The sequence below is a fragment of the Saccharothrix coeruleofusca genome (assembly GCF_014648515.1).
Classification (GTDB): domain Bacteria; phylum Actinomycetota; class Actinomycetes; order Mycobacteriales; family Pseudonocardiaceae; genus Actinosynnema; species Actinosynnema coeruleofuscum.
On sequence record NZ_BMRG01000011.1, the window covers coordinates 108,750 to 121,548 of the forward strand.

Annotated in this window: 12 protein-coding genes; 8 read left to right on the forward strand and 4 right to left on the reverse strand. The window is 71.0% G+C overall.

What is annotated here, in order from left to right; all coding sequences use genetic code 11:
* From IEZ00_RS37050 to IEZ00_RS24300, 3 genes are all read left to right on the forward strand, one after another.
* On the forward strand, positions 1 to 498 hold a 498-nt coding region (locus tag IEZ00_RS37050; RefSeq protein ID WP_373293191.1), incomplete at its 5' end, for a glycosyltransferase family 2 protein.
* A 164-nt stretch (positions 499 to 662) separates the two neighbouring features.
* Positions 663 to 3,131: a glycosyltransferase gene (locus tag IEZ00_RS24295; RefSeq protein WP_189225630.1), complete on the forward strand. Its 2,469-nt coding sequence runs from the start codon at positions 663 to 665 to the stop codon at positions 3,129 to 3,131.
* Positions 3,124 to 4,209 carry a glycosyltransferase family 4 protein gene (locus IEZ00_RS24300; protein ID WP_189225631.1) on the forward strand — a complete coding sequence of 362 codons (1,086 nt, stop codon included), beginning with the start codon at positions 3,124 to 3,126 and terminating at the stop codon, positions 4,207 to 4,209. The genes IEZ00_RS24295 and IEZ00_RS24300 overlap by 8 nt, the downstream gene beginning before the upstream one ends.
* On the opposite strand, the gene IEZ00_RS24305 is transcribed toward IEZ00_RS24300, so the two are convergent.
* On the reverse strand, positions 4,185 to 4,463 hold the full coding sequence (locus tag IEZ00_RS24305; protein WP_189225632.1) for a hypothetical protein: 279 nt from the start codon (positions 4,461 to 4,463) through the stop codon (positions 4,185 to 4,187). The genes IEZ00_RS24300 and IEZ00_RS24305 overlap by 25 nt on opposite strands.
* A 109-nt stretch (positions 4,464 to 4,572) precedes the next feature.
* Here IEZ00_RS24305 and IEZ00_RS24310 point away from each other — a divergent pair, with 109 nt between their 5' ends.
* The 3 genes from IEZ00_RS24310 to IEZ00_RS24320 all read left to right on the forward strand — a co-directional run bounded on the left by IEZ00_RS24310 (position 4,573) and on the right by IEZ00_RS24320 (position 6,443).
* Positions 4,573 to 5,430: a helix-turn-helix domain-containing protein gene (locus IEZ00_RS24310; RefSeq protein WP_189225633.1), complete on the forward strand. Its 858-nt coding sequence runs from the start codon at positions 4,573 to 4,575 to the stop codon at positions 5,428 to 5,430.
* The gene (locus IEZ00_RS24315; RefSeq protein WP_189225634.1) at positions 5,412 to 5,648 is read left to right on the forward strand and encodes a DUF397 domain-containing protein; all 237 of its coding nucleotides are present in this window, start codon (positions 5,412 to 5,414) and stop codon (positions 5,646 to 5,648) included. Before IEZ00_RS24310 ends, IEZ00_RS24315 begins: the two co-directional genes overlap by 19 nt.
* A gap of 354 nt (positions 5,649 to 6,002) precedes the next feature.
* Positions 6,003 to 6,443, forward strand: a complete 441-nt coding sequence (locus tag IEZ00_RS24320; protein WP_189225635.1) for an Imm1 family immunity protein — start codon at positions 6,003 to 6,005, stop codon at positions 6,441 to 6,443.
* 136 nt (positions 6,444 to 6,579) lie between these two features.
* On the opposite strand, the gene IEZ00_RS24325 is transcribed toward IEZ00_RS24320, so the two are convergent.
* The 3 genes from IEZ00_RS24325 to rfbB form a co-directional block, all read right to left on the reverse strand.
* Positions 6,580 to 7,728 carry a pyridoxal phosphate-dependent aminotransferase gene (locus IEZ00_RS24325; RefSeq protein WP_209622829.1) on the reverse strand — a complete coding sequence of 383 codons (1,149 nt, stop codon included), beginning with the start codon at positions 7,726 to 7,728 and terminating at the stop codon, positions 6,580 to 6,582.
* A 211-nt stretch (positions 7,729 to 7,939) separates the two neighbouring features.
* Entirely contained in the window at positions 7,940 to 8,836 is an 897-nt protein-coding gene (gene rfbD, locus IEZ00_RS24330) for a dTDP-4-dehydrorhamnose reductase (RefSeq protein ID WP_189225637.1), read from the reverse strand.
* A complete protein-coding gene (rfbB, locus tag IEZ00_RS24335; protein WP_189225638.1) occupies positions 8,836 to 9,825 on the reverse strand; it encodes a dTDP-glucose 4,6-dehydratase in 990 nt (329 codons plus the stop codon). Before rfbB ends, rfbD begins: the two co-directional genes overlap by 1 nt.
* A gap of 169 nt (positions 9,826 to 9,994) precedes the next feature.
* Between rfbB and IEZ00_RS24340 the strand changes: the two genes are divergently transcribed.
* Positions 9,995 to 11,518, forward strand: a complete 1,524-nt coding sequence (locus IEZ00_RS24340) for an LCP family protein (protein WP_189225639.1) — start codon at positions 9,995 to 9,997, stop codon at positions 11,516 to 11,518.
* Between the two features lie 76 nt (positions 11,519 to 11,594).
* On the forward strand, positions 11,595 to 12,788 hold the full coding sequence (locus tag IEZ00_RS24345; protein WP_189225640.1) for an LCP family protein: 1,194 nt from the start codon (positions 11,595 to 11,597) through the stop codon (positions 12,786 to 12,788).
* The last annotated feature ends 11 nt before the right edge of the window (positions 12,789 to 12,799 follow it).

Consider the following 12,799-nt stretch of genomic DNA (forward strand, 5'->3'; position numbering starts at 1 on the left):
CTGGCGGGTCGCGACGTGTTCGGCTTCTGCGGCGGCGCGGCGCTGCTGCGCACCGACCGGCTGGCCGAGGCGGGCGGCGTGCCCGCCGAGTTCTTCTGCTACTACGAGGACACCGACACCGCGTGGCGGCTGCGCCTGGCGGGCCACTCGGTGATCTCCGTCGGCCCGGCGCGGGTGCGGCACCGGCACGGCGCGAGCACGCACCCCGGTTCGCCGCTGTTCCACCGGTGGAACGAGCGCAACCGGCTGCTGATGCTGCTGCGCTGCGCGCCCTCGGCGGTGGCGCTGCGCGAGCTGGCCCGGTTCGCGGTGATCACCGCGCTGCTGCCGGTCCGGCGCGGCGTCCCGGACGCGGCGAACTTCCGCGTCGGCCTGCGCCTGCGGGTGCTGGGCGAGGTGCTGCTGCGGCTGCCCGCGGTGCTCTTCCAGCGCGCCCGGATCGGCAGGCGTGCGAAGGTGTCCCGCGCCGAGGTGTGGCGGAACTGGGCGGGGCGCTAGCGCGCACGGTGCGTTCGGGCATGGTGACTGACCGTTCGGGCAGCCCGGCGGCGGGTGGTCCGGCGATCACCGGCTGCGAACTCGGAGGTGTTTGGCACCTTCGCCGCCCACTGCGGAGCGTGATGAGGCAGGCTTAGGCCGTGGAGCCAGTCAGCCTGCCTGCCGTGTCCGTCGTCGTGGTCAACTACCGCGGCGCGGACGACACCACGACCTGCCTGCGCGCGCTGCTCGACGACCTGGACTACCCGTCCGAACTGCTCCAGGTCATCTGCGTGGACAACGCCTCCGGCGACGGCAGCGCCGAGCGCGTCCGGGCGGCGGTGCCGCGCGCCGAGGTGGTCGAGGCCCCGGAGAACCTGGGCTTCGCGGGCGGCTGCAACCTGGGGGTGAAGCACGCGCGCGGGGCGGTGCTGGCGTTCCTCAACAACGACGCCCGCCCGGATCGCGGCTGGCTGCGCGAAGCCGTGCGGGTGCTGCGCGAGGAGCCGACCGTGGGCGCGGTGGCCAGCAAGGTGCTGGACTGGGAGGGCCGCGAGATCGACTTCGTCGACGCCGGGCTGACCTGGTTCGGCATGGGCTACAAGCGGCACGCGGGCCAGGTCGACGACGGCCGCCACGACCAGCCGCGCGACGTGCTGTTCGGCACCGGGTCGGCGCTGGTGGTGCGGGCCTCGCTGTTCGCCGAGCTGGGCGGCTTCGACGAGCGCTTCTTCATGTTCTACGAGGACGTCGACCTCGGCTGGCGGATGAACCTGCGCGGCTGGCGCGTGCGGTACGAGCCGAAGTCGCTGACCTTCCACAAGCACCACGCCTCCATGTCCACTGTGGACAGCAGTCGCGAGCTGTTCCTGCTGGAGCGCAACGCGCTGGCCTCGCTGTACAAGAACTTCTCCGACGAGACGCTGGCCAAGGTGCTGCCCGCCGCGCTCGCCCTGGTGACCCGCCGGGCCACCGCGCGCGGGGACATCGACCCCAAGCAGCTGGAGATCACCCGCCGCCCCGCCGACCCGGCCCAGGACGCCGCGCCGGTGCCGGTGCCGCGCCAGGCGCTGGCCGGGTTCCTGGCCGTGGACCAGTTCGTGGAGATGCTGCCGTCGCTGGCGGAGTCGCGCAAGGTCGAGCAGGCCGCGCGCAGGCGCACCGACGCCGACCTGCTGCCGCTGATGCGCAAGGCGATGGAGCCCGCCTACCCGCTGCCCCGCTACCTGGCCGCGCACGACGTGCTGGTCGAGGTGTTCGGGCTGGAGGCCGCCTTCGGCAGGCCGCGCCGGGTGCTGGTGCTCACCGGCGACGCGATCTCCGACCGGATGGCCGGGCCCGCGATCCGGGCGTGGCACATGGCCGACGTGCTCTCCGCCGAGCACGAGGTGCGGCTGGTCACCACCAACCCGCTGTGCTCGCCGCCGGAGGCGCCGTTCCCGATCGCCCAGGCGCGCTCGCGCGACCTGGGCGCGCACGTCGACTGGGCCGACGTGGTGGTGCTGCAGGGCCACGGGCTGGAGGAGACCGGCACGCTCAAGGACAAGGCGTCCACCAAGATCGTGGTCTGCGACATCTACGACCCGATGCACCTTGAGCTGCTGGAGCAGAGCAAGGACGACACCGACGAGCAGCGCGAGAAGCACCTGGTGTCGGTCACCGCCGTGCTGAACAACCAGCTCGCCCGCGGCGACTTCTTCCTGTGCGCCTCCGAGCGGCAGCGGCACTTCTGGCTGGGCCACCTCACCGCGCTGGGCAGGCTGACCCCTGCCCTCTACGACAACGACCCCACCGTGCGCTCCCTGCTCGCGGTCGCACCCTTCGGCCTGCCCGGCAAGCCGCCGCAGCGCACCGGCCCCGGCCTGCGCGACGCGCTGGGCCTGGACGCCGACGACAAGGTCGTCCTGTGGGCGGGCGGCGTCTACAGCTGGTTCGACCCGCTGACCCTCGTGCAGGCCGTGGACCGGCTGCGCGGCAAGCGGTCCGACGTCCGGCTGGTGTTCCTGGGCATGAAGCACCCCAACCCGCACGTGCCGGACATGGGCATCGCGGGCCAGACCCGCGCGCTGGCCAAGCGGCTGGACCTGGTCGGCTCGCACGTGTTCTTCAACGAGTCCTGGGTGCCCTACCAGGACCGGCAGAACTGGCTGCTGGACGCGAACTGCGGCGTCACCACGCACTTCGAGCACGTCGAGACCACGTTCGCGTTCCGCACCAGGGTGCTGGACTACCTGTGGTCCGGCCTGCCGATCGTGACCACCGACGGCGACTCGTTCGCCGACCTGGTCTCCCGCGAGGGACTGGGCGTGGTGGTGCCCGCCGAGGACACCGACGCGCTGGCCGCCGCGTTGGAGAAGGTCCTCTACGACGAGGAGTTCGCCGCCGCCTGCGCCGAGCGCATCGCCGTGGTGCGGGAGCGCTTCACCTGGGAGGTCGCGCTGGCCCCGCTGGTCGAGTTCTGCCGCAACCCGCGCCCGGCCGCCGACCGCCTGCCCGGCACGGCCCCGCTGGTGCCCAACCCGGTGCTGGGCACGCGCGAGAAGGTGCAGCGCGACATCAAGCTGATACGGGAGTACCTCGACGCGGGCGGACCGGGCGAGGTGGCGCGGCGCGCGACCGGCCGGGTGCTCAAGAAGCTGCGCGGCCATGGCTAAAGCGCTCCGGGTGCTCATCGACGGCACACCCCTGCTCGGCGACCGCACCGGCATCGGCCGCTACACCGCGGCGCTGGCCGAGGAGCTGGCCTCGATGCAGGACGACGTGGACGTGCGCGCGGTCGCGTTCACCCTGCGCGGCTGGCGGGCGCTGCGGACCGTGCTGCCGCACGAGGTGGTGGCGCGCGGCCTGCCGGTGTCGGCGCGGCTGCTGCGGCAGTCCTGGCTGCGCTTCCCCTTCCCCCCGGTGGAGTTCCTGGCCGGGCCGACCGACGTCATGCACGCCACCAACTTCGTGCTGCCGCCCACCCTGCGCGCGGGCGGCGTGACCACGATCCACGACCTGGCCTTCCTGGACGCGCCCAACGAGCTGCCGCCCTCCGACCGGCGGCTGCCGGAGCTGGTGCGCCAGTCCGCCCACCGCGCGGACGTGATCTGCACGCCCACGCGAGCCGTGGCGTCGGTGGTGGCCGAGCGGTTCGAGGTGTCGCCGGACAAGATCGCGGTGACCCCGCTGGGCGTCGACCCGGCGTGGTTCGCCGCGCGCCCGCCGTCCGTGCCGCTGCGGTCGCGGCTGGCGCTGCCCTCGGAGTACCTGCTGTTCGTCGGCGCGGGCGGGCCGCGCAAGGGCCTGCACACCCTGCTGGCCGCGCACGAGTCCCGGCCCGAGCTGCCGCCGCTGGTGCTGGCCGGACCCGGACCGTCCGGTGTGGACGAACGGGTGCGGCGGACCGGCTACCTCAACGACGTCGACCTGCGCAGCGTGGTGGCCGGGGCGACCGCGCTGGTACTGCCCTCGCGCGACGAGGGGTTCGGGCTGCCGGTGCTGGAAGCCTTGGCGTGCAACGTCCCCGTGGTCTGCTCGGACGTGCCCGCGCTGCGCGAGGTGGCGGGCGGGCACGCGGTGCACGTGCCGGTGGGTGACGTGGAGGCGCTGGCCCAGGCGTTGGTGGACACCGTGGAAGCGGAGCCCTCCCCGGCCGCCCAGGCGGCCCGGCGGGCGCACGCCTCGGAGTTCACCTGGCGGCGGACGGCGGAGAAGACGGTGGCGGCCTACCGGCGCGCGGCCGGGCAGTGACACGCGCGGCGCGACACCGCGCCGCGCGCGATCCCGACCCAGCGGTCCCCCGTGTCCTGGCAGTCGGCGCAGTCGTAGCCGAAGGGGTCGAGGGCGTTCAGCTCGCGACGCACGGCGTCGAGCAGGTCGTGGGCGGCGTCCTCGGTGAAGCTGAGCCGGACTTCGCCGACTGACAGGAACACGGTCGCCGACGCCTCGTCACCGCGCACCTCTACCGGCGTGCCGACCTCGACCCGGATCGCCTGAGCAGCCATGACACCCTCCTCGATTGGGTGGAAAATGTTCCGCTAGCTTGGCCATGGCATTACGAATGGGCAAGCTGAGAAGGAACAGAGTTCCTAAAAGCACCCGATCGGGGACACCGTGACGCCCACCGCCAAGCAGCGCCGCCTCGCCCGCCGCCTCCGCCGGATGCGGCTCCAAGCCGGGAAGACCGTCGATGACGCGGCGAGCCAGATCGGTTGCAAACACCCGAAGATCAGCAAGATCGAAACCAACCTGCTGGGCGTCAAGCCCGACGAGGTCCAACTGCTCTGCCGGCTCTACGGCGCGAGCGACCACACCACGGAGAGCATGGTCACGCTGGCCCGCAACGCCAAGAAGCGCGGCTGGTACCAGAGCTACCACGGCGTGGCGAACCCGGAGAACATCGACTTCGTGGAGTTGGAAACCGACTCCGTCAGCGTGTCGAACTTCGAGATCGATCTCATCCCAGGGCTGCTCCAAACCCAGGACTACGCCCGAGCGATCTTCCGCGCGGGCCTTCCAGGAGCTACCAACGACACCATTGAGCAGCGAGTCGAACTGCGCACCACCCGTCAGCAGCGGGTGCTCGACGGCGACCTTTCGGTGTGGGCGGTGGTCACTGAAGCAGCCCTCATCCGTCCGATGGGCGGCAGGGAAGTCCACCTTGCCCAGATCTCCCGGCTGACTGAACTCAGCGGCCTGCCCAATGTGCAATTCCAAGTCGTCCCGACCCGCGCGGGCAGCCACATGGCGATGGGCGTGCCGTTCTCCTGCTTCCGCTTTGACGACGGATTCGGTGCGGTAGCCATCGACCACCTCACCGGCACCCTCTTTTTGGAGGAAGACGCGGACGTTGAGCGGTATAGGCTGGCCTTCCAACACCTGTGCAGCGCCGCGCTGAGTCCGCAGGACTCGCTGGCCCTGCTACGCCAGCACGCCAACAAGGAGCGCAGCGAATGGCAAAGTCCGAGCTGATCTTCGGAATCTGGCACACGTCCAGCTACAGCGGCGCTAACTCCAACTGCGTCGAAGTCGCCTGGAACAAGTCCAGCCACAGCGGCGGCAACTCCAACTGCGTCGAAGTCGCTCACGGGGCCGCCATGGTGGGCGTTCGGGACAGCAAGAAGCCTGGGGCGGGTGTGGTCACCGTCTCCAGGGGTGCTTGGGCGGCCTTCCTGGCGGCCCTGCGGTAGGTCAGCGGTCTGAGCGCTCGGCTCGTGGTGTCCGAGCGCTCAGTTCGTGGTGCCTGGGCGTTGAATTCAGGCGTTCTGGGGGTTCGACTCGCGGTATTTGGAGGTTCGACTCGCGGGGGTGGCGAGGACGGACCACGAGACCTGCCGTGATCGGGTCACGGCGACAGCGCAGCGCAGGAACCGCTGCCGCTCCTCGGAGCGGGCGGTCGCTTCGGGAGTACCCAACTTCTCGGGCATGAAGCACAGAATCCTCCGCTGGATGCATGGTCACCAGTGCATTTGCACCCTTCCACTCCAACGGAGCAACGCGGGCCCGACGCGGGCACCCGGCGTGGTCGCTGCCATCATGCGGGCATGAGCTTCACCGCCGTGTGGCCGATCCGCGACGCCAGTGGCGCCGAGTCCGCCGACGAGATGACCGTCCAGGCTCCCGAGGACGTCGACACCCTCCTGACCAGGCTCAACGAGCCCGGCGCTGGTCCGGCGGTGATCGAGCACCAGGACCGTCCGCTGCTCGACGACACCGAGGGCCTGCTCGGCGAGCCCGGTCGGACCAAGATCCCCGACCACGACGTGGCCGTGGCGGTGCACGCGGGCTACGGCTACCTCACCTACGCCGACCCCGATCATGACTACGCAACGTTGCAAGGTGAGGCCGCCTCTCCCGAGTACCGCTCGGACTACGTCGACTACCCGGCGGGCTCGGGCGCCCCGCCGCGGGTGCTCGCCGAGGCCCTGAAGGAGTTCCTGACCACCGCCCAGCGCCCCACCCACGTCCCCTGGCACACCACCTGACGCCTGCAAGTACTACCCGTACAGCGTTTTCGAGCACTTAACTACTACCCGTGTCGGCCCGCCGCGGCGGCGGCCCGCGTGCGCCGGGTAGTAGTCAACGGCCCTCACGGGCGGACCGGGTAGTACTTGCCGACGCCTAGGAGACGAGGGTGGGGCGTTCCACCTCCCAGGGGGACTTGAAGTAGGACCGCATCCCGCTGACCAGCCGCTCCACGTCGGCCTCCGGCCGCACCACCAAGCGCAGGAACTGGCCGCTGAGCCCCAGCTTGTTGGAGCACTCGCGGACGAACACCTGGTGCTTGTTGAGCAGGTGGTCGCGCATCTCACCGCCGCTGACCTCGTTGGGCAGCTTCACCAACAGGAAGTTGGCCTGCGACGGGAACACCTCCAGGTCCGGCACCCGCCCCAGCTCCATGCTCATCCGGTAGCGGTCCATGGACAGCTTCACCAAGCTCGCCGCGTACGACTCGGCGTGCTCCTGGAACATGAACACCACCGCCTCGGCCAACGAGTTCAGGTTCCACTTGGGCAGCGCGGCGGCCATCTTCCTGGCCAGCGCCGGGTTGGCCACGCAGTAGCCGAACCGCACGCCGTGCAGGCCGAAGTTCTTGCCCAGGCTCTTGAGCACCAGCACGTTGGGCCGGATGGACGCCTCCGCGGCCACCGACGGGCTGCGCTCGATCTCCACGAAGTCGATGAACGACTCGTCGATCACCACCAGGTCCAGGTCCGACAGCTCGTCCATGAACCGGATGACCTCGCGGCGGGGCAGGTAGCCGCCGTCGGGGTTGTTCGGGTTGCACAGCACCGCGACGCGCGACCCGCGCGAGCGGATGAACTTGATGTAGGTGTCGACGTCGAGGCCGAAGCCCTCGCTCTCCTGCAGCAGGAACATGTCGACCCGCTTGCCGGTCTCCATCGGCTGGTCGGTCCAGCGGCCGAAGGTCGGGATGGGCACCGCGATCGACTCGCGCACCCACAGGTGGTCCAGCCAGGTGATCAGCTCGGTGGAGCCGTTGGACATCGCGATGGTGGCCGGGTTGAACCCCAGCACCGACGAGAGCTGGCCCGCGATCCGGCTCGAATCGCTGGGGTAGAACTTCAGCACCGCTTCCAGGTTGTCGGCCAGCTCGGCGAACATCTCCGGGGTCGGGAAGTACGGGTTGCACGGGATGCAGAAGTCGACCAGGTCCCGCGCGCCGTCGCCCATCCGCCGGGAGAGCTCGAAGAACGACGGGCTGTGCGCGGTCTGCCGAAACACGTCCGTGTCGATGCTGTGCCGCACGCAACCACTCCCCGCTCGTCCGTCGCCGGTGTCACCGGGGTCTACGTGCGGCTCGTGGGGGTGGTTCAGGCCAGGCGGGCACCACGCGAGGCCGCGTCGGCCTGTCGGCATGCCTTTCGCGGAAAATCACGCCCTTCGATTTTCCGCGAAACGCGTGTCGATGGGCCGACTTCCGGGCGGCCGAGCCGCCGTCTGCGGAGCAGCGGCCATGTTACGGCACCGCTCCTGTCGCGAAGGCGGTGGACAGGGCTTCGCGCCAGGGGCGCAGCGGGGTCAGGCCCGCCTCCTGCCAGGCGCGGCCGGACAGCACCGAGTACGCCGGGCGCGGCGCGGGGCGCGGGAAGTCGGCGGTGCCGCACGGCTTCACCCGCTCCGGGTCCAGGCCGAGCTCGGCGAAGACGGCCTTGGCGAAGCCGCACCACGTCGTCTCGCCGCCGCCGGTGGCGTGCAGCACCCGCCGCGCCGGGCCGCGCCGCGCCGCGACCAGGGCGGCCAGCTCCACCAGCCCGCCGGCCAGGTCCAGCGCCCACGTCGGCGACCCGATCTGGTCGTCCACAACGGACAGCTGGTCGCGCTCGTTCGCCAAGCGGGCCATGGTCTTGACGAAGTTCGGCCCGCCCGCGCCGTAGACCCACGCGGTGCGCACGACCCAGGACCGCTCCCAGCAGGCCAGCACGCGCTGCTCGCCCGCCAGCTTCGTCCGCCCGTAGGCCGAACGCGGGCCGGTCTCGTCGTCCGGCTCGTACGGCCGCGTGCCGTCGCCGGGGAACACGTAGTCCGTGGACACGTGCAGCAGCGGCACGTCGTGCTCGCGGCACGCCGCCGCCAGCAGCTCGGGTCCCTTGGCGTTGACCAGGAACGCGCGGTCCTCATCGGACTCCGCCGCGTCCACCGCGGTGTACGCGGCGGCGTTGACGACCACCGGCCGCAGCGAGTCGTCGCGGGCCGCGCAGGCGAACGACGCCACCGCGTCGGACACCGCCTGCGCGTCGGTGATGTCCAGCTCCGCCGACGACGGCGCGTGCACCAGGCCCTCGGACGGGGCCACCGCCACCAGGTCGTGCCCGAGCTGGCCGCGGCCGCCGGGCACCAGCAGTGCGAGCGCCATCAGCCGGCCAGCGCCGCGCGCTGCTTGAGGGGCTCCCACCACGAGCGGTTGTCGCGGTACCAGGCGACCGTGGCCGCCAGGCCCTCGGCGAAGTCCACCCTCGGCGCGTAGCCCAGCTCCTGGCTGATCTTGGTGATGTCGACCGAGTAGCGCCGGTCGTGGCCCTTGCGGTCGGTCACCTGCTCGACGGAGGACCAGTCGCGGCCGGTGGCCGCCAGCAGCCGCTCGGTCAGCTCGCGGTTGGTCAGCTCGGTGCCGCCGCCGATGTTGTAGATCTCACCGCCGCGCCCGCCCTCCAGCACCAGCTGGATGCCCCGGCAGTGGTCGTCGACGTGCAGCCAGTCGCGCACGTAGAGCCCGTCGCCGTAGAGGGGGACCTTCTTGCCGTCCAGGAGGTTGGTCACGAACAGCGGGATGACCTTCTCCGGGAACTGGTACGGACCGTAGTTGTTCGAGCACCGCGTGATGCACACCGGCAGGCCGTGCGTGCGGTGGAACGCCCGTGCGAGCAGGTCCGAGGACGCCTTGGAGGCCGAGTACGGCGAGTTCGGCTCCAGCACGTGATCCTCGGTCCAGGAGCCCTCCTGGATGCTGCCGTAGACCTCGTCGGTGGAGACGTGCACGAACTTGGCCACGTTCGCCTCCAGCGCGCCCTGCAGCAGCGTCTGGGTGCCCAGCACGTTGGTCAGCACGAAGTCCGCCGAGCCGGAGATCGACCGGTCCACGTGCGACTCGGCGGCGAAGTGCACCACCACGTCGGTGCCGGTCATCAGCTCGGCGACCAGCTCGCGGTCGCAGATGTCACCCCGCACGAACCGCAGCCGGGGGCTGTCGGCGACCGGCGCCAGGTTGGCCTCGTTGCCCGCGTAGGTGAGCTTGTCCAGCACGACCACCTCGGCGTCGGCGTAGGCCGGGTACGCGCCGCCCACCAACTCCCGCACGTAGTGCGAGCCGATGAACCCGGCTCCACCCGTCACCAGCACCCGCATCGCAACACCTCTCAGCCGTGGACACCCCATCGCAGTGTGTCACCGTTGTTTACCGTGCAACCCACCCGGTTGTTACAGCGTCTCCCGTATATAGGGGAATCGCGGTTCCGCGCGCCGGTCCGCCATTACTCTGGATCGATACGACCGTGACGCGGGGGAGGCAGCACCAGTGGACGTCAGTCCGCCCAGGAAGGCCGGTGGTTCGGCCGCATTGCGCTTCCTCCTGCTCACCGGGCGTTCACTCCTCGCGCTCGTGTCCGCCGCTGTGCTCCTCGTCACCTGGTACGGCTGGAACTACCTGCGGGACCTGGACGAGGGCATCACCACCACCGATGTGATCTCCTCCACGGTGGCCGAGCAGGGCCGGGCCCGCAAGCCGCTCGACGGCGCGGTGGACATCCTGCTGGTGGGCGTGGACAGCCGCACCGACGCGCAGGGCAACCCGCTGTCGCGGGAGGTGTTGGCGCTGCTCAACGGCGGTGTCGCGGACGGCAGCCTGAACACCGACACGATGATCCTGGTGCACATCCCGCAGGACGGCACCCGCGCGGTGGCCATCTCCTTCCCGCGCGACGCCTACGTGGAGATCGCCGATGGCTTCGGCAAGCACAAGCTGAACTCCGCGCTGGCGCGGCAGAAGAACACCACCGCCGAGCAGTTGCGCGCCGAGGGCGTGACCGACGAGGCCCGCATCGCGCAGGAGTCGACCCAGGCGGGCCGCAAGACGCTGATCAAGACCATCGAGGACCTGTCCGGCGGTGCCATCACCGTGGACAACTACGCCGAGGTCAACCTGGCCAGCTTCTACGAGGTCACCAAGGCCATCGGCGGCGTGGAGGTGTGCCTGAACGCCCCCACCAAGGACTCCGCCTCGGGCGCGGACTTCCCGGCGGGCAGGCAGACCGTCGAGGGCGCCAAGGCGCTGTCGTTCGTGCGCCAGCGCGGCGGGCTGCCCGGCGGCGACCTGGACCGGATCGTGCGCCAGCAGGTGTTCATCGGCGCGCTGGCCCGCAAGGTGCTCTCCACCGGCACGCTGACCGACCCGACCAAGCTGGGGGCGCTGGTCGAGGCGGTGAAGAAGTCCGTGGTGCTCAACCAGGGCTGGAACATCACCGAGTTCGCCGACCAGATGCGCGACCTGGCCTCGGGCAACATCCAGTTCCGCACCATCCCGGTGGGTGACCCGGTGGACACCTGGAGCGACGGCAACGTGCTGCCGGTGGACCCGGCGGGCGTGCGCCGGTTCATCAAGGAGCTCGCCTCCGACGAGCCCCCGGCGTCATCTTCGTCACCCCGCACGACTCCGTCCGGCCCGCCGAACTCCGCCGTCACGGTGCAGGTCTACAACGCCGCGGGCATCAACAACCTCGCCTCCGATGTGCTCAACACGTTGGTGCAAAAGGGTTTCGCCCGAGGCCAGGCGCTGACCGGGACCTACCGGGACAGCTCGCTGGTGCGGCACGCGCCGGGCGAGCGGGCGGTCGCCCTGCGCGTGGTCGAAGCGCTGGGCGGTAACGCCGGGGTCGAGGAGGACGACTCCGTGCCTGAAGGACAGGTTCAGGTCCACGTCGGCGCCGACTACCGGGCGTCCGACGAGTCCGACCCGGCGTCCGCGGCGGGCACCCGGACGACGGCGCCGACGACGGGTTCCGCCCCGCCGATCACCGCCGACGGGTTGGCCTGCGTGAACTGAACCACCACCTCCTGCGCGGCCGGTCCGCCCGGCGGCGGTGGTTGCCCGACCGGACGGACCGCGTGGAGGAGGAACAGTGAAAGCCGCCGTCATCACCGGGCGGGCGCTGCTGGCGCTGCTGTCCGCCGCAGTGCTCGCGGTGACCGGTTACACCTGGGCGACCCTGCAGCGGGTGGAGCAGAGCGTCAACACCACCGACGTGCTGACCGTCATGTCGGACGTGCCCAACGCCCCGCCCGCCAACGACGGCGCCGTGGACATCCTGCTGGTGGGCAGCGACAGCCGCACCGACGCGCAGGGCAGGCCGCTGCCCGACCGCGTGCTGCGCCAGCTGCGCACCGAGGCGACCGACACGGTCAACACCGACACGATCATCATCCTGCGGGTGCCCAGGGACGGCTCCAAGGCGCACGCCATCTCGATCCCGCGCGACACCTACGTGCCGATCCCGGACCACCGCGAGGAGAAGATCAACTCCGCGTACGGGGTGACCAAGTTCTTCACCATGCAGCGCCTCCAGCAGGAGGGCGTGCACGACCTGGCCGAGCGGGAGAAGCGCGGCGACCAGGCGGGCAGGCGGGTGCTGGTGCGGGTGGTGCAGGAGCTGACCGGCGTGCGCGTGGACCACTACGCCGAGGTCAACCTCTACGGCTTCTACCTGCTCACCCAGGTCATCGGCGGGGTGGACGTCTGCCTCAACCACGCCACCAGCGACCCGGACTCGGGCGCGGACTTCCCGGCGGGCCCGCAGACCATCTCCGGCGGCGACGCGCTGGCGTTCGTGCGGCAGCGCAAGAACATCCCCAACGGGGACCTGGGCCGCATCACCCGGCAGCAGGTGTTCCTGTCGGCGGCGGTGTCGCGGCTGCTGTCGGCGGGCACGCTCACCGACCCGGCCAAGCTGTCCGGGCTGCTGGACGCGGTGAGCAAGTCGGTGGTGGTGGACGACGGCCTGGACCTGGCCACGCTGGCGAAGCAGGCGCAGGGCCTGGCGGGCGGCAACGTCGAGTTCGCCACCATCCCGGTCACCGGGGTGGGCGCCCGCAACGACCGGGGGCAGAGCATCATCACCGTCGACCCCGCCCAGGTGAAGGCGTTCGTGGCGCAGGTGCTCGGCGAGAAGACCCCCACCCCCACCACAGCTGCCACCACCGCTGCCAGCAGCCCCGCGCCCCCCGGCACGACAGAGCGCTTCGGGGGTGGCAAGGTTGTGTCGCTGGACGGCGGCCCGCGGGCTGTCGCGCAGCAAGGACCGCCTTGCGTCGACTAGTGGAGTGGCCG

Coding starts and splice junctions, on each gene's coding strand:
- IEZ00_RS24315 (WP_189225634.1), top strand. CDS start 5,412: ATGGCAAAGTCCGAGCTGATCTTCGGAATCTGGCACACGTCCAGCTAC.
- IEZ00_RS24305 (WP_189225632.1), bottom strand. CDS start 4,463: ATGGCTGCTCAGGCGATCCGGGTCGAGGTCGGCACGCCGGTAGAGGTG.
- rfbD (WP_189225637.1), bottom strand. CDS start 8,836: ATGGCGCTCGCACTGCTGGTGCCCGGCGGCCGCGGCCAGCTCGGGCAC.
- rfbB (WP_189225638.1), bottom strand. CDS start 9,825: ATGCGGGTGCTGGTGACGGGTGGAGCCGGGTTCATCGGCTCGCACTAC.
- IEZ00_RS24300 (WP_189225631.1), top strand. CDS start 3,124: ATGGCTAAAGCGCTCCGGGTGCTCATCGACGGCACACCCCTGCTCGGC.
- IEZ00_RS24320 (WP_189225635.1), top strand. CDS start 6,003: ATGAGCTTCACCGCCGTGTGGCCGATCCGCGACGCCAGTGGCGCCGAG.